Genomic DNA, 26,107 nt, shown 5'->3' on the forward strand with positions numbered 1-26,107 from the left:
ATCACCCCTTCACCAGCGCGTCGACCAGGGCCGGGATGGTGTAGTCCTCGGGCATGATGTCCGGGGTGAAACCATACTCCTTCAGGGTCTTGGCCGTCACGGGTCCGATACAGCAGATCTTGAGTCCCTTGCCCACGTAGGGGCGCAAGGTGTCGGCCGGGACCAGGGCGAAGAAGTTCTCCACCGTGGAGGAGCTGGAGAAGGTCAGGTAGTGGAGTCTGCCCTTTTCCAGAAGGTCGACGATCTCGGCCCCGTCCTCCTGGGTCAGCATCGTCTCGTAGACCGGCAGCACGTCGACCTGCGCAGCGACCTTGGCCAGTTCCTCGGGCAGCACCTCGCGGGCGACCTTGGCCCGGGGGATAAGGACCTTCTTCCCGGCCACGCCGCGCTCCAGAAGCCCTTCGACCACGGATTCGGCCACATACTTGGGCGGGATGAAGTCGGGGCGGATGCCGCGCTCAAGCAGGGCCTCGGCCGTGGCCGGACCGATGGCCGCGACCTGCGCGGATCCCAGGGCCCGGGCGTCCTTGCCGACCAGTTCGAGCTGGTTCCAGAAATGGCGCACGCCGTTGACCGAGGTGAAGATGACCCAGTCGTAGCCACCGAGCCCGTCGATGGCCTCGCGCACCGGGGCGTAGTCGTCCAGGGGCACGATGGTGATGGTCGGGAATTCGTAGCAGGCCGCGCCCAGGCGCTCCAGGGTGTCTTTCAGGCCGCTGGCCTGCTCGCGGGCGCGGGTCACGACCACGCCTTTGCCGTGCAGGGGCAGCTTCTCGAACCAGTTCAGCGTGTCGTGGAGCTGCACCACCTCGCCGACCACGAGCATGGACGGGGCCTTGACGCCCTCGCGCTCGGCCAGGGCCGAAATTTCGCTCACGGTGGAGACCCAGGACTGGTGCTCGCTCGTCGTGCCCCAGCGCACCAGGGCGGCGGGCATGTCGGGGCGCATGCCGTTCTCCATGAGCTTGCCCGTGATGTAGGGCAGGTTCTTGACGCCCATGTAGAAGCACAGGGTGCTGGCCGCCGTGGCCAGGGCCGGCCAGTTGTGGGCCGAGTCGGGCTTGGTCGGATCCTCGTGGCCCGTGATGAGGGACACGGAGGAGGCGTACTTGCGGTGCGTCAGCGGGATGCCCGCGTAGGCCGCGCCGGCCACGGCCGAAGTCACGCCGGGCACGACCTCGAATTCCAGGCCCGCTTCGAGCAGTTCCTCGGCCTCCTCGGCGCCGCGGCCGAAGATGTACGGATCGCCGCCCTTGAGGCGCGCCACGTCCTTGCCTTCCTTGACCTTCCTGACGATGAGTTCGTTGATCTGGTCCTGGGGCAGGGTGTGGTCCCCGCCCTTCTTGCCCACGTAGATGATCTCGGCGTCAGGGCGGCACAGGGACAGAAAGCTCTTGTTGGCGAGGTAGTCGTAGATGACGACCTCGCACTCCTGCAGGAGGCGCTGCCCCTTGACCGTGATCAGGCCCGGGTCGCCCGGACCCGCGCCGATGAGATACGCTTTGGCCATGTTCTTTCCTTTGGTTTACATTTTCCGGGACAGCTTACGTCCGCGGCCGGAGGCCTTCGGCCAGTCTGGTAAAGGCATGGATCCCCGCCTTCGCGGGGATGACGCTGAAACGGCGAGTCACTTCAAGTCATTCCCGCGAAGGCGGGAATCCATGCCTTTGCCTTTTCAAGAATGAAGGACGTCAGCCAACGAACTCCTGCACCTTGGCCCGCAGCTGTTCCAGGGCGGCCTTCTTCTCGGCGAACTCCGCCGCCTTGGCCTTCTCCTTGGCCACCACGTCCTCGGGGGCCTTGCTGACGAAGCTCTCGTTGCCGAGCTTCTTGGTCACGAAATCGAGTTCCTTGGTGATCTTGCCCAGTTCCTTGTCCAGGCGGGCCAGCTCGGCCACGAAGTCCACCACGCCGGCCAGGGGCACGAAGAGCTCGCAGCCGCGGACCACGGCCGAGGCGCAGCCCTTGGGCGGCTCGATGTCCGGGGCCGCCGTCAGGGAGCCGACGCGGGCCAGGGCCGCGATCTCGGTCTCGTGGGCCGCCAGGAACGCCTGGTCCTCGCCGCCGGCGCGCACCAGGACACTCAGGGCGATGCCCGGCGCCACACCCAGCTCGGCGCGGATGTTGCGCACGGCCACGATGACGCCCTGCAGAAACTCCATGTCGCGCACGGCCCCCTCGTCCTCGCATTCAGGGCGGGCCTTGGGATAGGGGCGCACGGACAGGCTCTCGGCGTCCAGGGCCGGGATGCAGGACCAGATCTCCTGGGTCACGAAGGGGATGATGGGGTGCGCCACGACCATGATCTCGGACAGCACGTGCTTCAGGCACGAACGCGCCGCGGCCTTGGCCGCCTGGTCCTCACCGTAGAGCTCGGGCTTGATCAGTTCCAGGTACCAGTCGCAGAACTCGCGCCAGACGAAGCCGTAGAGCCCCTGGGCCGCCTCATTGAAGCGGTAACCCTCGATCTGCGCCGCGTGCTCCTTCTTGAGCACCTCCAGGCGGTGCAGGATCCACTTGTGGTGCAGGCCGGTCAGTGACGACGGGTCGAACTCGGGCTCGTTGCCGTCCACGTGCATCAGCGCGAAGCGGGCCGCGTTCCAGATCTTGTTGATGAAATGCCGGTAGCCCTCGATGCGCGCCTCGGACAGCTTGATGTCGCGGCCCATGGCGGCAAACGACGTCAGGGTGAAGCGCAGGGAGTCGCAGCCGTACTTGTCGATCATCTGCAGGGGGTCGATGACGTTGCCCGTGGACTTGGACATCTTCTTGCCGTGCTCGTCGCGGACCAGGGCGTGGATGTAGACGTCCTTGAAGGGCACGTTGTCCATGAACTGCAAGCCCATCATCATCATGCGGGCCACCCAGAAGAAGAGGATGTCGAAGCCCGTGACCAGGAGGGACGTCGGATAGAAGGCCGCCAGCTCGTGCGTCTTCTCGGGCCAGCCCATGGTCGAGAAGGGCCACAGGGCCGAGGAGAACCAGGTGTCGAGGACGTCCTCGTCCTGGGCCAGGTTGGAGCTGCCGCACGTGCAGGCCGTCGGGTCCTGGCGGGCCACGATGACCTCGCCGCAGTCGCGGCAGGTCCAGACCGGGATGCGGTGGCCCCACCACAGTTGGCGCGAGATGCACCAGTCGCGGATGTTGTCGAGCCAGTTGTAGTAGGTCTTGTTCCACTGGGCCGGCCAGATGGTCGTGCGGCCGTCTTCCACGGCGGCCCGGGCCTTCTCGGCCAGGGGCTTGACGGACACGAACCACTGCTCGGACACGAAGGGCTCGATGGTCGTCTTGCAGCGGTAGCACTGGTTGACCTTGTTCTCGTAGGGCTCCTCGGACACCAGGGACCCGCAGGCCTCAAGATCCTCGACGATGAGCGTGCGGCACTCGGCGGCGCTCATGCCGCGATACTTCTCGGGCGCGTTGTCGTTCATGCGGCCCTTGTCGTCGATGACGCCGATGGCTTCCAGGCCGTGCTTGCGGCCCAGCTCCCAGTCGTTCATGTCGTGGGCCGGGGTGATCTTGAGGCACCCGGTGCCGAACTCGCGGTCCACGTAGGCGTCGGCGATGACCGGGATGCGGCGGCCCACCAGGGGCAGGATGACGAACTTGCCGACCATGTCCTGGTAGCGCTCGTCCTCGGGGTGCACGGCCACGGCCGTGTCGCCGAGCATGGTCTCGGGGCGGACCGTGGCCACGGTCACGGAGCCCGAGCCGTCCTCCAGGGGGTAGCGCAGGTGGTAGAGCGTGGATTTGGCCGGGGCGTACTCGACCTCGTCGTCGGCCAGGGCCGTGTGGCAGCGGGTGCACCAGTTGACGATGTACTTGCCGCGGTAGACCAGGCCCTGTTCGTAGAGGGAGACGAAGACTTCGCGCACGGCCTTGGACAGGCCCTCGTCCATGGTGAAGCGCTCGCGGGTCCAGTCGACGCTGGCGCCCAGGCGGCGGATCTGGTTCAGGATGCGTCCGCCGTAGTCCTCCTTCCATTCCCAGACGCGCTCGATGAAGGCCTCGCGGCCCAGATCCTCGCGGCGCTTGCCTTCGGCCAGGAGCTTGCGTTCCACCACGTTCTGGGTGGCGATGCCCGCGTGGTCCGTGCCCGGCACCCACAGGACGGTCCTGCCGTGCTGGCGCATGAAGCGGCACATGATGTCCTGCAGGGTGATATTGAGGGCGTGGCCCATGTGCAGGGCGCCGGTGACGTTGGGCGGCGGGATGACGATGGAGTAGTTGTCCTTCGGGTGCGCGGCGGCCTTGGCCGCGTCGGGCGTGAAACTCTGGTGCGACTTCCAGTAGTCGAGCCAGCGCCCTTCCACGTCGGCGGGTTCGTATCCCTTGGAAAGCGTCTCGTTGGCCATATGATTGGACTCCAGTGAGCTGATTGCGGCGAAAAAAGCGCCGGGAGGCCCGGCGCGGCGGAAACAAAAATGAGTACTGGGGCGCACCCCAAAAATCAAGCCCGACTTGCCCGCCATGCCGTATCCTGCTAGGCGATACGGCCATGCGCACCCCTTCCTCCACCCTGGCCGTCCTGTGGGACGAATCGCACCTCTGGGGCCTGCTCCTGCACCGCGCCCTGTCGGCCCTGGAAGCCTCCTTCACCCTGGTCAGAGCCAATGAAGTCCGCTCCGGCCTCCTGAGAAGCCTCAGGCCTTCCGCGCTGATGGTTCCCGGAGGATGGGCCCGCCTCAAGTCCGAAGCCCTGGGAGAAGAAGGACGGCAGGAAATCCGGGACTTCGTCGAAAGCGGGGGAACCTACTTCGGCTTTTGCGGCGGGGCCGGACTGGCACTGGGGTCCGAAGGTGGCACGCCGTGCCTGGACCTGTGCTCGTGGTCCCGCAAGGCGGCCAGCCGCCGGCTGCCCAACTTCAGCGGGCACCTGCGATGCACGGTCTGCGACGGCGGCCCCGATTACGAGGCGGACCTGCCGGTCTGGTGGCCGTCCCAGTTCGAGCCCGACGGGGCGCAGCCTCTGGAAGTCGTGGCTCGCTATGAAGGTCCGGGCCGTGATTTCTGGTCGGCGGACCTGGAATGGTCGGGCGTCGCGGCTGGCGAGGTGGGACAGTGGGAGGAGCTCTACGGCATCAATCTGAATCCGGAGAGGCTGCGCGGGGAACCGTGCGTCGTCCGGGGCAGGTTCGGACGCGGGGCCTTCGTGCTCAGCTACGCCCACCTGGAGACGCCGGACTCGCCCCAGGCCAACGCCCTGCTCTGCCGTCTGCTGGGCCTTGAACGCGGCGCCACCGTCCCGGCCTGGGACCTTCGCCTGGAAGCCCCTCAGTGGGCTGACCGCGCCCTCGCCGACATGCAGGCCGAACTTGCGGGCCTCATCGCCTTCGGCCAGGGGCATTTCCTGCTCTCCTGGCGCGCGCCGTGGCTCCTGGGCTGGCGGCGCGGCGTTCCCGGCTCGCCCCTCAACTTCCTGCTGGCCATGGTCTGGCAGGCGCGGCACACGACCGCGCCGTCCGAGGCGCAGGCCTTGTGGGAGGCACGTAGCGGGCCAACCCTGTCGCTGTGCAGGGAGTTCTGCCGCCGAACCAGGCAATACCTGCTGGAGGAGCGCCGCATTCTGGCCATCTCCCCCTCTTCGCCCGAAGCGAGCGCCTCGCCCAGCCTGCAGCGGAGCAAACAGGAACTCTTCGGCAAGTTTCCAGGGTACGGCGGGCTGTACGGCGAAATCCTGCAGGCGCTGGACGGGCTCTTATGGCTGCAGCTCAAGCCGCGAGACGGCGGGCCAGATCGACCTTGAGGGCGACGAAGACGGGCTCGGCGGGGAGAGTGGCGAACAGGCGGTCCAGGTAGCCCCGGTCGGCGAAAAGGCGACGGCTGGCGCCATACACCAGCACCGGCCCCCAGGACGCGAGCAGCAGCGCGAAATCGTTGATGCAGCGAAGCTCCTTGTAGGACGGGTTGCTGCCCGCGGCCACAGCCTCCAGCACCGACGGCGTCCAGGCCAGCGGCTCGTCGGCGAGCCCAAGCGTGACCACCGGGTCGCGCGGCCCGGCGGCCAGCATCTTGGACAGGACTACGGGCACGATGTCGAGCTTGTCGGCGTCCCGCACCACCTCGCAGATGGACCTGGCCAGCGGGTCCATGCCCTCCGGAATCTCCCGCTTGTTGTGCATCCGCACCGCCTGGACGACGCAGTCCCGCTCCCGGCCCGCGAAGCAGTCGAGGAAGTCGCTTCCTTCGAGGAAGGCGGCCCCCTCGTCCCCATGGTCCACGGACTCGTCGTCGCGGTACGTGCCGAAGCGCTCGAACTGCGGGAAGCGCCCGATGTCGTGCAGCAGGGACGCGGCCAGGTACGGGAGGGCCGGCGCCAGCCCTTCGCCGGCCACGATCCTGGCGGCCAGGGCGTGCACGCGCAGGGAGTGGTCGCGCTTGAGCACGATGTGCTCCCGCCGCTCCCCCAGCCGCTCCGCGTACCCGCCCGCCAGCCCCACGAACCGGGAGCGCATGCGCCGCAGCACCTCCCGGGTCATCAGATGCCCTGGTAGAACGTGTACAAGTCCTCGTCGATCATGAGGCGGAAACCTTTCTCCGTCTCCTCGAAGCGGATGACCTTGGACGGGTCCAGGGCCACGTCGATGGCATACTCCGCCAGGCGGTTGGCTTCCTTCTTCGCCGTTTCGTCCAGTTCCGCGAATTTTCCCATCTCGATCCACTGCGTCATGAATGCCTCCTTGGGCTATTTTCTCCAGAATTCAGGCACAAAAAGCACCAAAACAGTATAAATTTCAAGTCTTCCCAGCAACATGCAGAAAATCAGCACCCATTTGCCCATCGCCGGTATCAGGGCGTAGTTGTCCACGGGGCCGACCTCGCCCAGGCCGGGGCCGACGTTGCCGATGCACGCCACCACGGCGGCGAATGAGGTCAGCACGTCCACGCCCATGGCCGCCAGGGCCAGAGAGGACAGCACGAACAGGGCGATGAAGAGCACGAAGAAGCCCCAGATGCTCGCCAGCACCTCCTCCTTGACCAGCTTCTGACCGAACTTGATGGGCAGCACGGCGCGTGGGTGGACCATGCGGAACAGCTCACGGTAGGCGTGCTTGAAGAGCAGCATGACCCGCATGCCCTTGATGCCGCCGGCCGTGGACCCGGCACACCCGCCCACGAACATGCACAGGAGCAGGATGCCCTGCGGCAGGGGGCCCCACAGCTCGTAGTCTGCGGTGGCGAAGCCCGTGGTCGAAATGATGGATGCCACCTGAAAGACGCCGTAGCGCGCCGCGTCGGCCCAGGTTTGATAATTGATGAACCGGATGGACAGCACCACGACGAGGGTCAGCGCAGCCACGAGGGCGCCGAAGAACCGGAACTCGGGGTCCCGCCACAGGACCAGGGGCCGCCCTCTGAAGAGCTGGAAGTGCAGGGCGAAATTGAGCGACGCCGCGAGCATGAAGAACGAGATGACGTAGTCGATGTAGGCCGAGCCATAGGCCGCCACGGACGCGTTGCGCGTGGAGAAGCCGCCCGTGGCCATGGTCCCGAAGGCGTGGCAGACGCTGTCGAAGAGGTCCATGCCCCCGAAAAGGAGCAGGATGACCTGCGCGACCGTGAACAGCACATAGACCTTCCACAGGCTCATGGCCGTGTCCTTGATACGCGGCTGGAGCTTGTCAGCCACAGGCCCCGGCACCTCGGCCTTGTAGAGCTGCATGCCGCCCACGCCCAGAAACGGCAGGATGGCGATGGTCATGACGATGATGCCCATGCCGCCCAGCCAGTGGGTCAGGCTACGCCACAGCAAAAGGCCCTTGGGCAGGGCCTCGATGTTGGTCAGGATGGACGCACCCGTGGTCGTGAACCCGGATACGGACTCGAAATAGGCGTCCGTGAAGGACGGGAAGCCGCCCAGGGCGAAAGGCAGGGCGCCGAAGAACCCGCACACGGCCCAGCCCACGGAGACGATGACCATGCCCTCGCGATGGTTGATGACCATGGGGCCAGGCCGCCGGAACTGGAACATGAGGAAAAACCCGGTCAGCACCGTGACGCACAGGGACAGGAAAAGCGGGGGCACGGACGAGTCGGCGTAGTACCAGCCGCAGGCCAGGGGCACGAGCATGCACAGGCCCACGCAGACGAGGATGAGCCCGGTCACGTGCAGGGCGACGGGCCAGCGCATCAGTCCTCCTCCCGGCCTCGGGTCAGCATCCGCTCGACCTCGGGGATGGACTCCGTGAGGCTCAGGATGAACAGCCTGTCGCCGCTGCGGACCACGTCGTCGCCAGAGGGGATGAGCACGCTGTCGCCGCGCATGATGCACAGCACGAGCACGCCCTTGGGAAAGGCGAGATCCTTCAGGGCGTTGCCGACGAGGCTCGAATCCGGCCCGGTCAGGGCCTCCAGGGCCTCGGCCCCGTCCTTGATGGCCACGGCCGAAAGCACCCCGCCTTTTCGCACATGCTTGAAGATGCTGTTCACGGCCGACAGGCGCGGACTGACGATGTGCTCCAGGCCGATGGCGCGCACCAGCGGCATGTACTCGATCTTGTTCAGCCGCGTGATGGCCATGGGCGTGCCCAGCTTCCTGGCCAGCAGAGAGGACAGGATGTTGCTCTCCTCGTTGCCGGTCATGGTCACGACCACATCCATGTCGCCGATGTTCTCCTCCAGGAGCACCTCCTGGTCCGTGCCGTCCCCGACCAGGACCACGGTCCGGTCCAGTTCGCCGGCCAGCTCGGCGCAGCGCTCGGGGCTCTTGTCCAGAAGCTTCACGTGGATGGGCTTTTTCTCCAGGGAGCGGGCCAGTCGCAGGCCGATGTTGCCCCCGCCGATGATCAGCACGCTGCTCTTCCTGCCCTGCCGGTTGCCCAGGAACGAGAAGACCCGCTGGAGCTGGCTGTCCTCGCAGACGAAGTAGACCAGGTCGCCGTGGCGGATCTCGTCGGAACCCGTGGGCACGATGACTTTGTCGTTGCGCACGATGGCCGCGACGATGAGCGGCATGTCGCCAGCCTTGCGGCGCAGTTCCAGGAGGCGCAGACCGGCCAGGGGGTTGCCCTCGGTGATCCAGGTCCCGGCGATCTTGATCCGGCCGCCGGCCAGGTCGCTGATGTCCACGGCGCCGGGGGCGCGCAGCATGTGTTCGATGCTGCGCACGACCTCGACCTCGGGGTTGATGATCAGGCCGATGCCGATCTCCCGCGCCAGCTGCCCGGCGTAGGCCGTGTACTCGTCGTTGCGGATGCGGGCCAGCTTGGTCAGGCCGGGCGCGAGCATCTTGGCGAAGGTGCAGGCCATGAGGTTTATCTCGTCGCTGTCCGTGACGGCCAGCAGCATGTCGGCCTTGTCGACGCCGGCCTCGCGCAGCACCAGGGGGCTGCAGCCCGACCCTTCGAGCACCTGCACGTCCATGTGGTCGAGGATGCGCTGCAGGACCGCCGGGTTGCGGTCGATGACCACGACGTCCTTGTTTTCCGACGCCAGCCGCTTGGCGATGTGGAACCCGACCTCTCCCGCGCCGACAATGATGACTCTCAAGCAGATTTCTCCGGTTGTGGTGAGCTAGCGTCCCCGCTCAACGGGCCAGGGGGTGCATTCCCGGGCAGGGGCGAAACCGGCCGCGAATGCCTCCGAAAGGGAGGAAAACCGCACCTGGTTGGCCGTGCCGACCGTGCGCCCCTGCGCACAGGACAAGGCATGGAACCGCCGGGAATTACGGTTGCCCAGATAGCCGCGCCCCGCGGCCGGGGAACGAAGCAGCGCCGGCCAGAAACCCTTGCCGCGCGTCATGGCCGCAACCTGGGCCTGCAGAAGGCGATGGCCCAGTTCCGCGTCCCCGTCCGAGTGATGTGGATAGACGAAAGCGGCCCCTTGTTCAATCATGGCCAGATTGACCAGCCGCCCGTCAGCGAGCCGCGCCAGGCCCACCAGGCGTCCGTAGCGATCCCGGTCCAGCTCGTCCCTGTCCAGGGCGATGGTCTTCCCGGCCACCAGGGCCGCAAGGGCCTCGGTCGCCTCGGGACCGTAGTACTGTCCCGGGGCGCCTTTGTGCCCGACCTCGGGCGCGTCGATGCCGCGCAGCCGCAGCCGTTCGCCACCGTCCAGAACCACCGTGTCCCCGTCCAGCACCTTCTCGACCCGCACGCGCCAGTCCCCGGCCAGTGCAGCCTGGGCCAGAAGGCCCAGCACCAGGGCCGCGGCCGCAAGCGTCCGCAGTGTACCAAAAAAGAAGGCAACCGGGAGGGTTGCCTTGGAAATCCGGATGGGGCCTCGATCAGGATTCATAGTAGGAACGCAACTGCTGGCTGCGCACGGGGTGGCGCAGCTTGCGCAGGGCCTTGGCCTCGATCTGGCGGATGCGCTCGCGGGTGACGTTGAAGAGCTTACCCACTTCTTCCAGCGTATGGTCGCTCTTCTCGCCGATGCCGAAGCGCTTGCGCAGGACCTGCTCCTCGCGGGGCGTGAGGTCGGAGAGGACCTGGGCGATCTGCTCGGCCAGCTTGGTGTTGACCACCTCGTCCGCCGGGGCCACGGCCTTCTTGTCCTCGATGAAATCGCCCAGGCTCGAATCCTCTTCGTCGCCGATGGGCGTCTCCAGGGAGATGGGCTCCTTGGCGATCTTGAGAACCTTTTTGACCTTCTCCAGCGGGTAGTCCATGCGCTCGGCAATCTCCTCGGGGGAGGGATCGCGGCCGAGTTCCTGGACGAGGTAGCGCGAGGTGCGCACCAGCTTGTTGATGGTCTCGATCATGTGCACCGGGATGCGGATGGTGCGGGCCTGGTCCGCGATGGCGCGGGTGATGGCCTGGCGGATCCACCACGTGGCGTAGGTCGAGAACTTGTAGCCGCGCTGATACTCGAACTTGTCCACGGCCTTCATGAGGCCGATGTTGCCTTCCTGGATGAGGTCCAGGAACTGCAGGCCGCGGTTGGTGTACTTCTTGGCGATGGACACGACCAGGCGCAGGTTGGCGCGGATGAGCTCCTGCTTGGCGTCGAGGGCGTCGGTGTTACCCTTGCGAATGCGCCACAGGATCTCCTCCAGCTGGTCGACGTCATGCATGGCGTTTTCCTGCAGCTTGCCCAGGATCTCGATCTTGCCGTTGACCATTTCCTTGAAGGAGAAGAGTTCCTCCATGGTCATACCGAGCTGGTCGGCGGCGGCCACGGGGTTGATGGTCCGGGCGTCGAGCTGCTTGAAGATGCCGAAAATCTCGTCCTGGGACTTGCCCAGCGACAGAATGTAGGCCGACAGGTCGCGGCGGCAGTTGTGCATCTGGCGCACGTAGTCGCCCACGGTCTCGATGATGCGGTCGATGAGCGTCTTTTCGAGCTTGATGTCTCGCAGGCACTGCACCACGCCTTCCTTGTAGTCCATGATCTTCTTCTGGATGCCGAAGACGCGCTTGTCGAGAGTCGCGCACTCGTCGAGGCGAGTGTAGAGGGGCTTCTTCTTGCGATAGATGTTCTTCACTTCCTCAAGAAGCTTGATGACGCGCTCGCGCTGGTTCATCTCCTCTTCGGACGGGTCGTCTTCCTCGATGGTCTTGACCACGTCCTTGAGCTTCATGCGGCCCTTCTTCAGGTCCTCGCCGACGCGCACCAGTTCCTCGACGGCCACGGGCACCTCGACCAGGGCGTACATGACCTCGAGTTCGCCGGCCTCGATCTTCTTGGCGATGTAGACCTCGCCGTCGCGGTCCAGGAGGCCCACGGCGCCCATCTCGCGCAGGTACATGCGCACGGGGTCGTTGCTGCGGGAGGAATAGTCGGCGCCGTCCTCATCCTCGGACAGCTCGAGCTTCTCCTCCTCCTTGATCTCCTCGCCGTCGTCCTCGGCGATCTCGATGCCGCGGGACAGCTTCTCGTCGACGATGTCGATGTCGAGCTGGTCGAAGATGACGATGATCTCATCGATCTGTTCGGGAGTGTTGACTTCCGAAGGCAGAGCCTTGTTGAGCTCATCGAAGGTCAGAAAGCCCTTTTTCTTCCCTTCGGCTATGAGCGCCTGAATCTGCTGCACATCCTTGATATTGCTCATCCGTACCCCCAAAATTGATGAAAACCATGCACCCGCCGGCAGGAACGCCGCGGGACTTCAGCCCTGCCTTCTGGCCTGAATGAGGGCCAGCAGACGCAGCTCTTCCTGGAAGTCCCCGTCCAGGCGGGCCTTGCGCAGGCCCGCGTTCAGGCTGTCCAGTTCGCGGCGCCGGCCGGTCTGCTGCAAAAATTCCCTGATCTCGTCCCACTCGCCCCTCCCGTCGTCCATGGCGACATCGGAGCGCATCTGACACTGCACGTAAAACTGCTTCTCGCCCTGATCGAGGGTGCTCAAGACCTCATGCGGGTTGGCACCGTAAATCTTGCTCCAGAAAATCCTGCCGCGCTCCGTGGCCAGAGCCGATCCCATGCCAAGCTCTTGCAGCGGCCCGTGGTATTCGGGGAAGCGCACGGCAAAGGCCAGCAGGTCCCGGTCCCGCTGCGCCGGCTTGCAGGCTTCAAGCCTGGCCGGGGGACTGCCGCCTGCGGTTTTGTCCGCCCCGCCGCCCGGCTCCGGCAGCACCTGCCGCCACTCGGCCTCGGACAGTCCGAGCCCGGCCGGAAGTTTCGGCAGGTAAAAGGCCTGCAGGTCGTGGTCGCCGAGCTGCCGCACGAAGCCCCTGGCCCACTGCAGCACCTCCTTGGGAGAGCGGGTCTCCGAAACCTGACGCATGCAGTAATCGAGGCCGTCCACGGCCCGGGACACGAGTTCCTCCAGGCGCTCCCGGCCGAACTTCTGCAGCACGGAGTCCACGTCCTCGCCCTCGGGCATGAGCAGCACCCGGCACTTCAGGCCCTGGGTCAGGATCATCTCGGCGCTGCGCAGGGCCGCCTTGCGGCCGGCGTTGTCACCGTCGAAGACCAGATCCACCCGACCCACCAACCCGGACAGGCGGTGGACCTGCTCCCTGGTCAGGGCCGTGCCGAGGACGCCGCAGCTGTTCTCGAAGCCGAACTGGTGCAGGCTCAGCACGTCCACGTACCCCTCGGTCAGCAGCACGCTCTTGGTGTGCGACATGGCGCGGCGGGCCTGGTACAGTCCGTAGAGGTGCTCGCCCTTGGTGTAGATGGGCGTCTCGCTCGAGTTCAGGTACTTGGGCCCGTCCCCGTCCGTCAGGCTGCGGCCGCCGAAGGCCACGGTCTGACCCGACAGGTTCATGATCGGAAAAATGAGCCGCTCGCGGAAGCGGTCGTAGTACGAGCCCTTGGCCGACTTGCTGACCAGCCCGGCCTTCTCGGCCAGCTGCTCGGAAAAGCCGCCGCGCCGCAGATGGTCGCGCAGTTCGTTCCATCCGGGCGGGGCCCAACCCAGGCAGAAGCGCTCGACGATCTCCGGCGCCAGTCCCCGCCGCGCGATGTAGTCACGAGCGGCCTGCCCGGCGGGCCGGGCGAGGGTCTGCCGGAAGAAGGCCGCGGCCATGGCGTGCATCTCCAGGCACTGTCCTTTGGACAGGGCCCCTGCAGGCTGGTACGAAGGGCGCCGGCGGGTCTCCAGACCGGCCTCTCGCGCCAGGGCCTCCACGGCCTCGCCGAACTCCAGGCCGTTGATGGCCCGGTAGAACTCGATGACGTCGCCCGAGGCCTGGCACCCGAAACAATAGTAAAAGCCACCTTCCGGATTGACCGAGAAGGACGGCTTGGTCTCCTGATGGAAGGGGCACGGGGCCACCAGCCTGGTACCGGCCGGACGAAGCTCCACGTGCCTTCCGATCACGTCCTCAATGCGCAGGCGCGCCTTGATCTGCGCGATGAGTCCCTGGTCGAACGTGCTCATCAGGCTCCGTTTGCTGAAATTATCCCGCCAGAACCACCTTGGTCATGCCGTCGCCGCCTTCGTCCGCGTCTGCCAGACGGTACGAATCCACGGCCATGGAACGCTTCAGATGCTCGTGCACGACCTTGCGCATGACGCCGCTGCCCATACCGTGCACGATCTCAACCTCGCTCCGCCCGGCCAGCAGCGCCTTGTCCAGAAACCTGGCCAGCTCGGCCTCGGCCTCGTCTGCGCGGTAGCCCCGCAGGTCGAGGCGCAAGGGGGTGACCGGCGCGGGAGCGCTGCGGACCACGACCTTGCCGCCGTCGGTCTTGTCACGCTCCCCGGGCTGGACGTCAGCCAGGGAGACCCACAGGGACACGCCGCCCATGTCCAGGCGCACGCGTTCCTTTTTGCCGTCCACTTCCTGGACCTGGCCCTTTTTGTTCCAGGGCAGATAAAACAGGACCTGCCCCTGGGCAATGGCCTCGATGGAAAGTTTCTTGACCTCTTCCTCTTCGCCCCGCGTCTGGGCCACGCCTTCCCGCAGCTGGGCCAGTTCCTTGAGGGCCTCCTTTCGTCCGCGCCGCCCTTCGCGCCACTCGCGCATGATCTCGCCGGCCGCCGTGCGCAGCTCGGTCTGCATGCGCGCTTTTTCCTGGTCCAGCTTTTCGAGCTTGCGGGCGAACTTGCGCTCGGCCTCCAGGGTGCGGGCCTTGAGCTTTTCGAGCTCGTCCTCCTTCTCCGCGGCCAGGCGGTTCAGGCGGTCGAAGACCTCTTCGGTGTTGCCGGCGTCCAGGTACAGGTACTCCTGGGCCCGGGCCAAAATGGAGTCGGGCAGGCCCTGCTCGCGGGCCACGTCCAGGGCGCGGCTGGCGCCGACCTGATCGTAGCCGAGCTTGAAGAGCGGCTTTCTGGTGTCCGGCGAAAAGATGACCGAGGCCGCGCGCACGCCCTCGCGGGACAGGCCGTAAGCCTTGAGGGCCGGGAAATGCGTGGCCACGCCGACCCAGGCGCCACGCTCGAGCAGGCCGTCGACCACGGCCTGGGCCAGGGCCGCGCCCTGGCTCGGGTCCGTGCCCACGCCGAACTCGTCGAGGACGACCAGGGTGCGCGCGTCGATGCGCGGCCAGATCTCGCTGAAATGGCGAATCTGGGCCGTGAAGGTCGACAGGCTCTGCTCGATGGACTGCTCGTCGCCCATGGACACGACGAAATTGTCCCACAGGGGCATGGTGCTGCCTTCGGCGGCCGTGACCGGCAGCCCGGCGTGGGCCATGAGGCCGAGCAACCCCAGGGTCTTCAGGCACACGGTTTTGCCGCCGGCGTTGCCGCCAGTGATGATCAGCACCTTCTGGCCCTCGTGCAGGACAAGGTCCACGGGCACGACGCCCTCATGGCCGAAGACGAGCAGCGGGTGGCGCGCTTCCGTGAGGTGCAGGGGCGCGTCGGGGGCCACGTCGACCACATGGGCGCCGGCCTTGGCGGCGAAGCGGCAGATGGCCAGGAGCCCGTCAAAGCGGACCAGTTCCGCGAAGGTGCGCTCGATGGCACCCTGCTCCGAGCGGATGAGTTCGCTCAGGAAGCGCAGGATCTTCTGCTCCTCGGCTCGCTCCTCCTGCTTGTGCTCCTGGAGGTCGTTGTTCAGTTCCACCAGGAAGAGCGGCTCGAAGTAGCACGTCTCGCCAGTCTGGGAATAGTCGTGGACGATGCCCTTGAGGCGCCCCTTGAAATTGTTCTTCAGTGCCAGGACGTAGCGGTCCGAGGAGATCGTCAGGAACTCGTCCTGCAGCATGAACTGCAGGTCCTTGTTCTGGAAGAAGTCCTGGACCTTGCGCGTGCACATCTGGTGCACGCGGCGGATTTCCTGGCGCACGGAGTAGAGCTCCGGCGAGGCCTCGTCGCGAATGGTCCCGTCCGGGCCCAAACAGCGCGACAGGGCCGACCACGTCTTGGGCGGCAGGGTCAGACCCGCGACCAGGGCGCTCAGGCCGGGATAGCGACCGGGGTCGGCGTCGCCCAGGCCGTCCAGCAGCTTGGCGGCGGCCCCCAGCATCTCGCGCACGCCGGCCAGGCCGTCCAGGTCGAGATAGGCCAGGGGGTTCTTCAGGAAAGCGAAGACGCCGGCCACGTCGGGAAATACGGAAAGATGCACGTCCCGACTGCCGCACAGATGCATGGTTTCGCGCACCAGGGACAGGCGCTCGGCGATGCGGACGGGGTCGGTATCGGGCAAAAGCGAAAGGCAGGCATCCCTGCCCGCCTCGCTGACCGCAAAATGCGAAAGGTGCTGCAGGACCTTGGGGAATTCCAGCAGCTGCAATGTTCTTGAATCCATAGGATTATGAAGAGAGTCTCGCCCGTACCAGGGCGCTCAGTTCCTTGCCGTCGATGCGGCCGGCGTATTCGGCCAGGATGGCGTTCATGACCCGGCCCATGTCCTTCATGCCGGAAGCGCCGAGGGCCTGGATGGTCGTCGTGACGGCCTCTTCCAACTCTGCGGGAGAGAGGGCCGTGGGGAGATAGGTGCGCAGAATGAGAAGCTCGCGCTCCTCGATTTCAGCCAGATCGACCCGACCCGCGGCTCGGAACTGGTCAATGGACTCCTGACGCTGCTTGACCTGCTTGGCCACGACGTCGAGAAGCTCATTGTCGGCCAACTCCCGCCGGAGTTCGACCTGCTTGTTCTTGACGGCTGCCTTGAGCATTCTCAAGACAGCCACCTCGTCAGTCCTCTTCGCCTTGAAAGCGGCAACGTAGTCCTTTTCAATGCGCTCGGAGAGACTCATTACATCACCTGAAGTTTACGGATCTTCTTCATCAGACGCTTCTTGGCCGCAGCTTCCTTCTTCTTCTTCTGGATGCTGGGCTTCTCGAAATGCTGACGCTTTTTCAGCTCGGAAAGGATACCGGCCTTCTCGACCTGCTTCTTGAACTTCCGCAGGGAGTAGTCAAACGTATCGCTGTCACCCATGTATACACCTGGCAAACGGATCACCTCCCGTTCTCGATCTTGGCTGCACTTCGTACCGTGCAGGAAATTGTGCTTCTTACGCAAAGCCGAAAGGCATGGCAAGAGAAATAAGCGCGAAAAAAAAGGGCGCCTGGGCGCCCTTGAAAAGCTCTGAAAATCAGGCGGCTACATCTTTTCCTTGATGGTCTCGGCGAGAGACTTGAGGATGACAACACCCACGCCGCTTCCGATAATGAACAGAACCGCGTAGAGAACTCCGAAAAAGATGGCATGGTCCGGCTGCCACCAGGGAAGATCCTGGGGCAGAGGGCTCTGAACAGTTTCCCCGTGCAACATAGCTCCCCCTTGTCGGACTTACTTGATGGCTTCTTTCAGTTCCTTGCCGGGGCGGAACTTGACGACCTTGCAGGCGGGAATCTTCAGTTCTTCGCCGGTGCGGGGATTGCGGCCGGTGCGAGCCTGGCGCTCTTCGACCACGAAGGTGCCGAAGCCGGTCAGGGTCATCTTCTTTTCAGTCACCAGGGTCTCCTGGACGGCCTTCAGAAATTCGGTAAGGGCACGCTCGGCGTTCGCCTTGGTCAATCCGGCCTTTTCCGCCATCTTGGCAACCAATTCAGCTTTCGTCATCAGTCTTCCTCCTTTGCAGTAATTCACCAAACGGACGCGGAGAGACTCTCCAGAAGCCTCATGCACCCCGCAGCCGTCAACATGTGGCACAACCAGCCTGATTCGAAAAAATCCCAGATGCGAATGCGCTTCTCCCTACTGGAAGAAAAGGACCATGTCCAGAGGCCTGAAGCCAAATACAGCCTTGGTTTCCGGCGCAAACGCCCAGAGCGCAGGCAAACAGAATTTCCAGGGCAAAGTCAAGTCTATTTTCCAAAAATACAGGCAATACCTACGTTCTCGGGCTTTTCGGGTCCCGCTCCCCCCCATTTCCGTACACGATCAACGGCGCCAGCCTGCGCAGCAGATCGGGGTCCAGGTCCTCGGGCCGAACGCGCCGGTCCACGCCCGCCTGCCCGCACCAGTCCTCGATGGCTTCGGACCAATACGTTTTGAGGATGGTGCCGAGCTGCTTGCGGCGTTGCTGAAACAGAACCTTGAGCAGGCGCGACAGGGCGGCGGCCTCCGCGAGGGCCGGATCCGGCCGTGGCCTGAAGCGCACGATGGCCGAGTCGACCTTGGGTCGCGGGGTGAAGACGTGCGGGGGGACGGTGAACACGTACTCGGCCCGCACGAAATTGCCGACCCAGGCCGAAAGGGCGCCGTAGGTCCGGCTCCCGGCCCGGGCCGTGAGCCGCAGGGCCACCTCCTTCTGGACCATGAAAAGCATGGTCTTCCAGGAACGGCAGCGGTGGACCATCTCCCAGATCATGGGCGAAGCCACGTTGTACGGCAGGTTGCCGACAAGGGTCAGGCCGGGCAGCCCGCCCGTACCCTCCCAGCAAAATTCGAGGCCGTCGGCGTGCACCACGCCGACGCGCGGAAACTCCTGCCGGATGAAGCGGACCAGGTGCGAGTCCTTCTCCAGGGCCATGACCGGCCCGGCGTGCCCGGCCAGAACGCTGGTCAGGGCGCCCCGTCCCGGGCCGATCTCCAGGACCGGGTCTGCGGGGCCGAGTTCGGCCGCGGCCACGATGCGACGGCATATGTTGGGGTCGGACAAGAAATTCTGCCCCAGGGACCTCTTGGGCTGGGAAAACCCGGAGCTAGCCACGGCGCAGCACCCGACGCTGGCGTTCCAGCTTCCGCATGGCGCGCCTGTCGTGAAAGATGCGCACGGCGCGCAGGGTGATGAAATAGGTCGCGATGGACATGGGGATGCCGGCGATGGTGCCGCCCAGGGTGGTGATGAGCAGCCATTGCCAACCGCGCTGCAGGAGTTCCAGCAGAGGCAGATGAATGAATTCGGCGATGCTCAGGGGCGTGACGTCAACGGGCACGAAGACCTTGCCGAGCAGGTAGAAGAGGGGAAAGACGATGGCCCAATTGAACGGATTGCTCCACCACGTGCCGAGGGCCGCGGCGATGACGTTCCCCCGCAGCAGCAGGGCCAGGGCCACTGCGATGGCCATCTGCAGAGACAACAAAGGCAGGGCCCCGGCGAAGACACCCAAGGCCAGGCCCAGGGCGATGGATTCGGCCGGCGCCTTGATGCGCACGATGCGGAGGTAGGTGTAGCGGCTCAGGCGAGCTATCTTGACCCAGATTCTTTCCATGGACTCACATAAAAAAAGGCGGCCGGGAGACCCGGCCTGCCTTCATGAGGACGAGGGTATGACTGCTGCGGCCGGTCTATTGCCGCCTTCAGCAGGTTGTCAATGCATTTCGCGACACGCCCCTTGCGAAAAAGCGGCCGCTCGGCGGGACAGGCCGTCCTGCCCCGCTCACCCCTATTCCACCGGGGGAGTGAAGACGCGGGTGGCCATGTCGCGGTCCATCATGAACAGCCCCCCGCCGTTAGAGCCGACCAGGCGCAGCTTCTGCACGACCTCGTTCACGCTGTCCTCCTCCTCGACCTGCTCCGCCACGAACCAGTTCAGAAAGTTGGCCGAGGCGTGATCCTTCTCCTTGATGGCCAGGTTCATGAGGTCGTTGATGCGGCCGGTGATGTAGGCCTCGTGCTGCTGTGCCGCCTCCATGGCCGCCAGGGGGCTCTCCCACTCGAACTGGGGCTTGTCGATGGCGCCGAGCGTCACGCGCCCGCCGCGCTCCGCGACGTACCTGAAGAACTTCATGGCGTGGAACGACTCCTCCTGGTTCTGGACGGTCATCCAGTTGGCGAAGCCGCTCAGATTCTTGTCCTGGAAGTAGGCCACCATGGCCAGGTAGAGGTAGGCGGAGAACATTTCCGCGTTGATCTGATCGTTCAGGGCTTTTTCCATCTTGGGACTGAGCATGGGTCACCTTCCTCGTAATATGGAGTGTAGTGTGATGTGTTGAAGACGAATTACAGCAGCTTTTTCACGGCATCGAGCACCGCGGCGTAGTCGGGTTCGTGGGTCACTTCCGGCACGACCTGCACGTAGGCCACCTTCCCCGCCGCATCGACCACGAAAATGGCCCGGGCCAGGAGACGCAGGCCGTCAATGAGCACGCCGTAGGCCTGGCCGAAGGATGCGGCCTGGTAGTCGGAGACGGTCTGCACGTTGGCCACGCCGGCATTGCCGCACCAGCGCTTCTGGGCGAAGGGCAGGTCCATGCTCACGGTCAGCACCTTGACCTTGTCGCCGAGGGCCTGGGCCTCCTGGTTGAAGCGACGCGTCTCCATGTCGCAAACCGGGGTGTCCAGGGACGGGACGGCGGAAATGATGGCCACCTTGCCTTTCAGGGCGGCCAGGGACACGGGGCCCAGGTCGTTGTCGACCACGGAGAAATCCGGGGCCGCCATGCCGGAGGTGATCTCGGGGCCGACCAGGGTCAGAGGGTTGCCCATGAACGTCACGACGTTATCTCTCTTGATCATTGCTTGCTCCCGTTGTTGCGCTCCGGTGCGTCCCGCATGGTCCGAGGGGGCTTCCGGGGCCGATTGATAATAGTTTGCTTTCTAATATCTACGGGCTCATGCGCAAGGGGGGGAAAGCCACTTTGTTCGAAATTTGCCGGCCGGACGGGCCGGTTTTCACGTCTGGCCAACGGCCTCGCCCCCTGCTACATCGCCCCCATGCATTCTCCCCGACTGGTTTTCCTCGGACTGGACGGCCTGCCCTGGTCCCTGGCCGGCACACTGTGCGCCCAGGGGCTGCTGCCGAACCTCTCGGCCGTCGTCGCCTCGTCGCACTGCAAGGCCATTTCCGCCGAGCTGCCCGAACTCTCGCCCGTGAACTGGACCAGCATGTTCACCGCAAGCCCCCCGGGCCATCACGGCGTCTTCGGCTTCACGCACATGGACCCGCAGAGCTACGAACTGCGGTTCACGGATTTCACCCATGTGCACGGTCCGACCATCTTTGAACGGCTGGCCGAAGCAGGGCTCTTCTCCAAGGTCGTGAACATGCCCAACCTGGCCCCGGTGCGGCCCATGCGGGCCGTGCTTGTGGCGGGCTTCCCGGCAAGCGCCCTGGAAGGCGCCGTGCATCCCCCGGCCCTGGCGGGCATCCTGGCCGACCACGGCTACACGGTCGAGGCCGACACCGTGCGCGGGGCCACGGACCCGGCCTTCCTGCTGGAGGAACTGCACCGTACCCTGGCCTGCCGGGAAAAGGCCCTGGAACTCCTGTGGCCGGACATGTCCTGGGATCTTTTCTTCCTCGTGCTGACGGAAACGGACCGTCTGGGGCATTTCCTCTTCCCGGCCCTGACGGAGCCCTTCCATCCCTGGCGTTCCGAGGCCCTGCGCTTCATGGCCGCCTGGGACCGGCTCGTCGGGAGGGTGCTTGGCATGTACGAGGCCCTGCCTGGGCCCAAACGCCTCGTGATCATGGCCGACCACGGCTTCACTTCCCTCGTGCAGGAAGTGGACCTCAACGCCTGGCTCGCGGAGCGGGGACTGCTGCGCCTGTCCCGCCCGCCCGGCAGCGAATGGGACACCGACGCCATCGACCCCGGCGCCAGGGCCTTCGCCCTTGACCCGGGGCGCATCTACCTGCACACGAAGGGGCGATTCGCCCGCGGCACGCTGACACGCGCCGAGGGCGAACGGCTCGTGCCGGAACTCATGCGGGCCCTGTCCGGGCTGACCTGGCACGGGCGCAGGGTCGTCCGCAGCGTCCTGCGCGGGTCAGACCTCTACCACGGCCCCCAGGCCCACCTGGCCCCGGACCTGATCCTGATTCCCGAGGCCGGTTTCGACCTCAAGGGCAAATTCGGCAGGTCTGGCGTCTTCGGACACTTTGGACGCCAGGGCATGCACACGGCCGACGACGTGTTCTTCTACGACTCCATGGGCGCGGGAGCCCGCACGCCCACGGACGTCGGCCGCCTGATCCTCGAACATTACGGCCTCCCCGCCACCATCCTGGAAAACTGAGACCCATGCGCATCGACTACGAAAACGATCTCAACCCGGCCCAGTACGAGGCCGCCACCACCCTGGACGGCCCGGTCCTGGTCATCGCCGGCGCTGGCTCGGGAAAGACCCGCACCGTGGTCTACCGCCTGGCGCGTCTGGTGGAGTCCGGCGTCTCCCCCTTTGAAATCCTGCTGCTGACCTTCACCCGCAAGGCCTCGTCGGAAATGCTGCACCGCGCCGAGGCGCTCCTGGGCCACCAGGGCCTGGGCGGCGTGCGCGGCGGCACCTTCCACGGCTTCGCCTACTCCCTGCTCAAGCAGTACGCGGGCCTGCTGGGCTTCGAACGCGGCGCCACGGTCATGGACCGCGGCGACGGCGAGGACATCCTGGGCCAGGCCAAGGACCGCCTGCGCATCGGCCGCGGGGACCGCAAGTTCCCCAAGCGGGCCACGATCCTGGGCCTGTACAGCAAGAGCCGCAACAAGGAGCTGCCCCTGTCCCAGGTCCTGCGCCAGGAGGCCTACCACCTCGGAACCTACGAGGACGACCTGACCCGGCTCATCGAGGAGTACGAGCGCATCAAGGCCGAATGCGGCCTGCTGGACTACGACGACCTGCTCTTCCTGCTGGAGCGCCTGCTGAACGACCACCAGCACGTGCGCGAGGCCGTGACCTCGTCCATCTCGCACATCATGGTCGACGAGTACCAGGACACCAATCTGGTCCAGGCCCGACTGGTGCGTCTGCTGACCAAGCCGGGGGACGAACGGCCCAACGTCATGGCCGTGGGCGACGACGCCCAGTCCATCTACGCCTTCCGCGGCGCCAACGTGAAGAACATCCTGGACTTCCCGAAGACATTTCCCGGCGCCAGGGTCGTCAAGCTGGAGCAGAACTACCGCTCCACCCAGCCCATCCTGGAACTGACCAACGCCATCCTCGACGGCTTCCGCGAAAAGTTCTGCAAGCGCCTCTTTTCCGAGCGCACGGACTCGCGTCTGCCCGAGCACGTCCTGCCCTTCTCGGACCGCAGCCAGGCCCGCCTGGTCACGGCCAAGATCGCCGAACTGACCCGCACCCACCCACTGGACCAGATCGCCGTGCTCTTCCGGGCGGGGTATCAATCATACCATGTCGAAGTGGAGCTGAACAAGATCGCCCTGCCCTTCCGCAAGTACGGCGGCATCAAGTTCTCCGAGGCGGCGCACATCAAGGACGTGCTGGCCTGCCTGCGCCTGGGGCTGAACGCCTCGGACCTGCCGGCCTGGCAGCGGGTGCTTGGCAACGTGCCGGGCATCGGGCCCAAGAGCGCCCAGAAGATCCACCATGCGGCCATGATCAACGACCAGGCGTTCCTCAAGGCCCAGCGGACCAAGAAGCCGGAACTGGACGAACTGCTGCGCGTGCTGGACACCCTGCGCACCCAGGTCATGCGGCCCTCCACGGCCATCACCTTCGTGCTCGACTACTACCTGCCCGTCATGAAGGAGCGGTTCCCCGACGACTACCCGCGCCGCGAGGCGGGCCTGGAGGAGCTGACCCAGATCGCGCTGGGATACGACGACATACCCTCCTTCCTGGGCGACCTGAGCCTGGACAGCCCCGACGCCGAGGAGGCCCGCGGCCAGGCCGTGACCCTGTCCACGGTGCATTCGGCCAAGGGGCTGGAGTGGGACGCAGTGCTGGTCATCGACTTGGTCGAGGACCGCTTTCCCTCGCGTCACGCCATGAACGACAACGACGATTTCGAGGAGGAGCGGCGCCTCTTGTACGTGGCCTGCACCCGGGCCCGCGACAGCCTGACCCTCTTCTCCCCCGAGACCCTTTACAGCCGGGAACTCGCGGCTACCACCCCTGCCCGGATCAGCCCCTTCCTGCAGGACATACCCTCCCACCTGATGTCCCGCTACCGGGAGCAGTTCACGGGCGGCGTCGGGCTGCAGACGGCCCCGTCGCCAAGGACGCCCCTCAGACCGCAGACGACCCCAACGCCCTCGACCTGCGCCGAGGACTTCCCCGGCCAGGAGCCGCCCCGGGCCAGGCCCGAAGGCCACACGCCGGTCCAGGGCACCTACGCCCGGCACAAGATCTTCGGCCGCGGCAAAGTCGTGCAGCGGGTGGAGCCCAACAAGTACAAGATCAATTTCCCCGGCTTCGGGCTCAAGCTCATCATCGAGGACTTCGTGGAACTGGAATGACGAAACGGGACGCCGGCCAGGCCGACGCCCCATTTCCGGCGGTCCGAAGGATTCTCCCCGTTCAGCAGACCATGGCCTTGACGTGGTCGAACAGGGCGTCGTCCTCGACCTTCTCGCCGAGCCGCTGAAAAATATCCTTCAGGGCCTGGCATTCCGTGGCGAAGATGTTCTCGTCCCCGATGCGCTCGTAGAGGCTCGTGGCCCGCATGACGTCCAGAACCTGCCGCTTGAGGCCCGAGAACACGGGCTCCACGCCCGCCTCCCTGAGCTGCCCCACCAGGCTTTGCAGCATCTCCTCGCCCGAAGAATCCAGGAAATTGATGGCGTCACCGACGACCAGCAGGTACTTGGCCTCGCAATGGTCGGCCACGGCCTTGAGCACCGCGTCCTCGAAATGCGCCACGTTGGCGAAATAGAGGGAGCCGTCGAAGCGCAGGACCGTGACCCTGTGTGACGTGGCCAGGCCGGGATGGACGTGCACGTCGCGCAGGGTGCCGTCGGCGTACCGCCCGAGGATGGCCACGCGCGGGGACATGGTCCGGTACAGGTACAGACCGATGGACAGGACCGCGCCGACGATGACGCCCCGGTCCAGGTGCGGCGCGGCCAGGAGGGTCACGACGAAGGTCACGGCCGCGACCGCGCCGTCCCCGCGGTTGGCCCGCCAGGTGTGGACGAAGGCGTGGGGGGTCAGCAGGCCGACGACGGCCAGGATGATGATCACGGCCAGTACGGCCTTGGGCAGATGGTAGAGCCAGGGCGTAAAGAAGAGCAGGGTCACGGCCACGAACAGGCCGTTGAAGACCATGGCCAGTCCGGTCCTGGCCCCGGCCTGGAGGTTGATGGCCGAGCCAGTGAAGGAGCCGCAGGCCGGATAGGCCTGGAAGAACGAACCGCCGATGTTGGCCAGGCCCTGCCCGATGAGCTCCTGGTTGGGGTCGATGTGCTGCCTGGCCTTGCTGGCCATGGCCTTGGCCATGGAGATGGACTCCATGAAGGCCACCATGGCGATGATCAGAGCCGCGGACAGGAGCTGCAGCGCCGCGTCGAGATTCATGGCCGGGAGCTGCAGGGACGGCAGCCCCGCCGGCACCGAGCCCACCACCTCGCCGCCGCCCGCGAGCTTCATGACGCCGCCGTCGATGGCCTTGATGTGCCAGGCCCGTCCGTCGGGCACCACGTCGCCGGGCACCTCCCCCTCCTCATACAGGGGCCCCGAGTCCATGCCTTCAGGACGCACGAAACGCAGCTGACGCACGCCGCGCAGCAGTTCGTTGTGCCGCCGCTCCAGGGAGCGCATGTCCAGCCTGGCCAGTTCGACCTGATGCCGCAGGCCGGCCGCGGCCCAGACCTGCCCGTCCTTGTCCGCCTGACGCTGGCGGGCGGAGGTGTCGGCGATGAGCGCGGCCACCTCCTTCATGCGTCCGCTCGTCGCCTCATATTCGGCGACCAGTCCGCGGGCCTGGGGCGTGACGATATCCTCCAGGACGGCGCCGCTCTTCTTGTCGTACCCGACCAGGGCACTGACCAGCGTGGCAATAACCACGGCCACGAGGACGCCGGCCTTGGACAGTGCGGGAACCCTCTTCAGCCCGAGAAGCAGGGTCAGGCCCAGCAGAGCCATGCCCAGGGTGGGCAGATGCGTGTGGGAGACGAGCCGCAGCATCTCCCAGATATCCTTCAGGAAAAAGTCGCTGCGCCCCTTGGGGATGCCCAGGATCAGATCCAGCTGGGACAGGCCGATGATGATGGCCGCGGCGTTCATGAACCCGAGGATCACGGGGTGGGACACGAAATTGACGATGGTCCCGAGCTTGAGCACGCCCAGCAGCAGCTGGATGAGGCCCACGAGGAAGGTCAGCAGCAGAGCCAGGCCAATGTATTCCGGGGTGTTGGACACGGCCAGGGGCGTGACCGCGGCGGCCGTCATGAGGGAGACGATGGCCACGGGCCCCGTTGCGAGCTGCCGGGACGACCCCCACAGGGCGCCGACGATGGCCGGCACGAAGGCGGTGTAGAGGCCGAAGTAGAGGGGCAGGCCCGAGAGCTGGGCGTAGGCCATCGCCTTGGGCACCAGGATCAGAGCGCCGGTGATGCCGGCCATGAGGTCGGCCCGCACCGTCAGCATGGACAGGGGAAACCACGCCAGAAAGGGAAAGAAGCGCAAAAGCCTGATCGACATGAGACTGTTCCTTGCCAGATTATTCGAAAAAGAGGCCAGGCCCCTGAAACGCACC

The 26,107-nt window shown here is 65.6% G+C and carries 22 protein-coding genes; 3 read left to right on the forward strand and 19 right to left on the reverse strand.

Annotated features, from left to right (window positions below; all coding sequences use genetic code 11):
* Position 1: 1 nt before the first annotated feature.
* Both cobA and ACYQ3G_RS02495 read right to left on the reverse strand, forming a co-directional pair.
* A complete protein-coding gene (gene cobA, locus ACYQ3G_RS02490; protein ID WP_459822060.1) occupies positions 2 to 1,510 on the reverse strand; it encodes a uroporphyrinogen-III C-methyltransferase in 1,509 nt (502 codons plus the stop codon).
* Positions 1,511 to 1,691: 181 nt separating this feature from the next.
* Entirely contained in the window at positions 1,692 to 4,355 is a 2,664-nt protein-coding gene (locus ACYQ3G_RS02495; RefSeq protein ID WP_459822062.1) for a valine--tRNA ligase, read from the reverse strand.
* Positions 4,356 to 4,498: 143 nt separating this feature from the next.
* Between ACYQ3G_RS02495 and ACYQ3G_RS02500 the strand changes: the two genes are divergently transcribed.
* Positions 4,499 to 5,746, forward strand: a complete 1,248-nt coding sequence (locus ACYQ3G_RS02500; RefSeq protein WP_459822064.1) for a BPL-N domain-containing protein — start codon at positions 4,499 to 4,501, stop codon at positions 5,744 to 5,746.
* Here ACYQ3G_RS02500 and ACYQ3G_RS02505 read toward each other — a convergent pair.
* From ACYQ3G_RS02505 to tpx, 16 genes are all read right to left on the reverse strand, one after another.
* Complete coding sequence (locus tag ACYQ3G_RS02505) at positions 5,712 to 6,479, reverse strand: HD domain-containing protein (RefSeq protein ID WP_459822066.1); 768 nt, start codon at positions 6,477 to 6,479, stop codon at positions 5,712 to 5,714. The two genes, ACYQ3G_RS02500 and ACYQ3G_RS02505, sit on opposite strands and share 35 nt — an antisense overlap.
* Complete coding sequence (locus ACYQ3G_RS02510) at positions 6,479 to 6,670, reverse strand: hypothetical protein (protein WP_459822068.1); 192 nt, start codon at positions 6,668 to 6,670, stop codon at positions 6,479 to 6,481. Before ACYQ3G_RS02510 ends, ACYQ3G_RS02505 begins: the two co-directional genes overlap by 1 nt.
* Before the next feature lie 15 nt (positions 6,671 to 6,685).
* Entirely contained in the window at positions 6,686 to 8,131 is a 1,446-nt protein-coding gene (locus ACYQ3G_RS02515; protein ID WP_459822070.1) for a TrkH family potassium uptake protein, read from the reverse strand.
* Entirely contained in the window at positions 8,131 to 9,489 is a 1,359-nt protein-coding gene (trkA, locus tag ACYQ3G_RS02520; RefSeq protein ID WP_459822072.1) for a Trk system potassium transporter TrkA, read from the reverse strand. Before trkA ends, ACYQ3G_RS02515 begins: the two co-directional genes overlap by 1 nt.
* Positions 9,490 to 9,513: 24 nt before the next feature.
* Positions 9,514 to 10,140, reverse strand: a complete 627-nt coding sequence (locus tag ACYQ3G_RS02525) for a thermonuclease family protein (protein WP_459822074.1) — start codon at positions 10,138 to 10,140, stop codon at positions 9,514 to 9,516.
* An 85-nt stretch (positions 10,141 to 10,225) separates the two neighbouring features.
* Positions 10,226 to 11,992, reverse strand: coding sequence for an RNA polymerase sigma factor RpoD (rpoD, locus tag ACYQ3G_RS02530; protein WP_028577078.1), 1,767 nt, complete (start codon positions 11,990 to 11,992; stop codon positions 10,226 to 10,228).
* A gap of 57 nt (positions 11,993 to 12,049) precedes the next feature.
* Positions 12,050 to 13,765 (reverse strand): DNA primase, encoded by a 1,716-nt coding sequence (gene dnaG, locus ACYQ3G_RS02535; RefSeq protein WP_459822077.1) that lies wholly within the window; start codon positions 13,763 to 13,765, stop codon positions 12,050 to 12,052.
* 19 nt (positions 13,766 to 13,784) lie between these two features.
* Positions 13,785 to 16,082, reverse strand: a complete 2,298-nt coding sequence (locus tag ACYQ3G_RS02540; protein ID WP_459822079.1) for an endonuclease MutS2 — start codon at positions 16,080 to 16,082, stop codon at positions 13,785 to 13,787.
* Positions 16,083 to 16,086: 4 nt separating this feature from the next.
* Positions 16,087 to 16,533, reverse strand: a complete 447-nt coding sequence (locus ACYQ3G_RS02545; RefSeq protein WP_459822081.1) for a GatB/YqeY domain-containing protein — start codon at positions 16,531 to 16,533, stop codon at positions 16,087 to 16,089.
* Positions 16,533 to 16,733, reverse strand: a complete 201-nt coding sequence (gene rpsU / locus ACYQ3G_RS02550) for a 30S ribosomal protein S21 (RefSeq protein ID WP_028577082.1) — start codon at positions 16,731 to 16,733, stop codon at positions 16,533 to 16,535. The genes ACYQ3G_RS02545 and rpsU overlap by 1 nt, the downstream gene beginning before the upstream one ends.
* A 150-nt stretch (positions 16,734 to 16,883) precedes the next feature.
* The gene (locus ACYQ3G_RS02555) at positions 16,884 to 17,054 is read right to left on the reverse strand and encodes a hypothetical protein (protein ID WP_156902504.1); all 171 of its coding nucleotides are present in this window, start codon (positions 17,052 to 17,054) and stop codon (positions 16,884 to 16,886) included.
* An 18-nt stretch (positions 17,055 to 17,072) separates the two neighbouring features.
* Complete coding sequence (locus ACYQ3G_RS02560; protein WP_028577083.1) at positions 17,073 to 17,345, reverse strand: HU family DNA-binding protein; 273 nt, start codon at positions 17,343 to 17,345, stop codon at positions 17,073 to 17,075.
* Positions 17,346 to 17,616: 271 nt separating this feature from the next.
* The gene (gene rsmA, locus ACYQ3G_RS02565) at positions 17,617 to 18,438 is read right to left on the reverse strand and encodes a 16S rRNA (adenine(1518)-N(6)/adenine(1519)-N(6))-dimethyltransferase RsmA (protein ID WP_459822084.1); all 822 of its coding nucleotides are present in this window, start codon (positions 18,436 to 18,438) and stop codon (positions 17,617 to 17,619) included.
* Positions 18,431 to 18,940: a DUF2062 domain-containing protein gene (locus ACYQ3G_RS02570; RefSeq protein ID WP_459822086.1), complete on the reverse strand. Its 510-nt coding sequence runs from the start codon at positions 18,938 to 18,940 to the stop codon at positions 18,431 to 18,433. Before ACYQ3G_RS02570 ends, rsmA begins: the two co-directional genes overlap by 8 nt.
* A 174-nt stretch (positions 18,941 to 19,114) precedes the next feature.
* Positions 19,115 to 19,621 (reverse strand): ferritin, encoded by a 507-nt coding sequence (locus ACYQ3G_RS02575; protein ID WP_459822088.1) that lies wholly within the window; start codon positions 19,619 to 19,621, stop codon positions 19,115 to 19,117.
* A 50-nt stretch (positions 19,622 to 19,671) separates the two neighbouring features.
* Positions 19,672 to 20,187 (reverse strand): thiol peroxidase, encoded by a 516-nt coding sequence (gene tpx, locus ACYQ3G_RS02580; RefSeq protein WP_459822090.1) that lies wholly within the window; start codon positions 20,185 to 20,187, stop codon positions 19,672 to 19,674.
* A 198-nt stretch (positions 20,188 to 20,385) separates the two neighbouring features.
* On the opposite strand from tpx, the gene ACYQ3G_RS02585 reads away from it, so the two are divergent.
* Positions 20,386 to 21,690, forward strand: a complete 1,305-nt coding sequence (locus tag ACYQ3G_RS02585; protein ID WP_459822092.1) for an alkaline phosphatase family protein — start codon at positions 20,386 to 20,388, stop codon at positions 21,688 to 21,690.
* Between the two features lie 5 nt (positions 21,691 to 21,695).
* Positions 21,696 to 23,870: an ATP-dependent helicase gene (locus ACYQ3G_RS02590; protein WP_459822094.1), complete on the forward strand. Its 2,175-nt coding sequence runs from the start codon at positions 21,696 to 21,698 to the stop codon at positions 23,868 to 23,870.
* Positions 23,871 to 23,931: 61 nt separating this feature from the next.
* On the opposite strand, the gene ACYQ3G_RS02595 is transcribed toward ACYQ3G_RS02590, so the two are convergent.
* The gene (locus ACYQ3G_RS02595; RefSeq protein ID WP_459822096.1) at positions 23,932 to 26,052 is read right to left on the reverse strand and encodes a SulP family inorganic anion transporter; all 2,121 of its coding nucleotides are present in this window, start codon (positions 26,050 to 26,052) and stop codon (positions 23,932 to 23,934) included.
* Positions 26,053 to 26,107: the final 55 nt, after the last annotated feature.

This window comes from Desulfomicrobium salsuginis, assembly GCF_054657795.1.

Excerpts from the sequence above, each read along its gene's own strand:
- ACYQ3G_RS02505 (WP_459822066.1), bottom strand. The coding sequence starts at position 6,479 with ATGACCCGGGAGGTGCTGCGGCGCATGCGCTCCCGGTTCGTGGGGCTG.
- ACYQ3G_RS02560 (WP_028577083.1), bottom strand. The coding sequence starts at position 17,345 with ATGACGAAAGCTGAATTGGTTGCCAAGATGGCGGAAAAGGCCGGATTG.
- ACYQ3G_RS02510 (WP_459822068.1), bottom strand. The coding sequence starts at position 6,670 with ATGACGCAGTGGATCGAGATGGGAAAATTCGCGGAACTGGACGAAACG.
- ACYQ3G_RS02585 (WP_459822092.1), top strand. The coding sequence starts at position 20,386 with ATGCATTCTCCCCGACTGGTTTTCCTCGGACTGGACGGCCTGCCCTGG.
- ACYQ3G_RS02595 (WP_459822096.1), bottom strand. The coding sequence starts at position 26,052 with ATGTCGATCAGGCTTTTGCGCTTCTTTCCCTTTCTGGCGTGGTTTCCC.
- ACYQ3G_RS02495 (WP_459822062.1), bottom strand. The coding sequence starts at position 4,355 with ATGGCCAACGAGACGCTTTCCAAGGGATACGAACCCGCCGACGTGGAA.
- ACYQ3G_RS02555 (WP_156902504.1), bottom strand. The coding sequence starts at position 17,054 with ATGTTGCACGGGGAAACTGTTCAGAGCCCTCTGCCCCAGGATCTTCCC.
- cobA (WP_459822060.1), bottom strand. The coding sequence starts at position 1,510 with ATGGCCAAAGCGTATCTCATCGGCGCGGGTCCGGGCGACCCGGGCCTG.
- tpx (WP_459822090.1), bottom strand. The coding sequence starts at position 20,187 with ATGATCAAGAGAGATAACGTCGTGACGTTCATGGGCAACCCTCTGACC.
- ACYQ3G_RS02540 (WP_459822079.1), bottom strand. The coding sequence starts at position 16,082 with ATGGATTCAAGAACATTGCAGCTGCTGGAATTCCCCAAGGTCCTGCAG.
- ACYQ3G_RS02570 (WP_459822086.1), bottom strand. The coding sequence starts at position 18,940 with ATGGAAAGAATCTGGGTCAAGATAGCTCGCCTGAGCCGCTACACCTAC.
- ACYQ3G_RS02500 (WP_459822064.1), top strand. The coding sequence starts at position 4,499 with ATGCGCACCCCTTCCTCCACCCTGGCCGTCCTGTGGGACGAATCGCAC.
- ACYQ3G_RS02590 (WP_459822094.1), top strand. The coding sequence starts at position 21,696 with ATGCGCATCGACTACGAAAACGATCTCAACCCGGCCCAGTACGAGGCC.
- rpoD (WP_028577078.1), bottom strand. The coding sequence starts at position 11,992 with ATGAGCAATATCAAGGATGTGCAGCAGATTCAGGCGCTCATAGCCGAA.
- ACYQ3G_RS02575 (WP_459822088.1), bottom strand. The coding sequence starts at position 19,621 with ATGCTCAGTCCCAAGATGGAAAAAGCCCTGAACGATCAGATCAACGCG.
- ACYQ3G_RS02545 (WP_459822081.1), bottom strand. The coding sequence starts at position 16,533 with ATGAGTCTCTCCGAGCGCATTGAAAAGGACTACGTTGCCGCTTTCAAG.
- ACYQ3G_RS02515 (WP_459822070.1), bottom strand. The coding sequence starts at position 8,131 with ATGCGCTGGCCCGTCGCCCTGCACGTGACCGGGCTCATCCTCGTCTGC.
- dnaG (WP_459822077.1), bottom strand. The coding sequence starts at position 13,765 with ATGAGCACGTTCGACCAGGGACTCATCGCGCAGATCAAGGCGCGCCTG.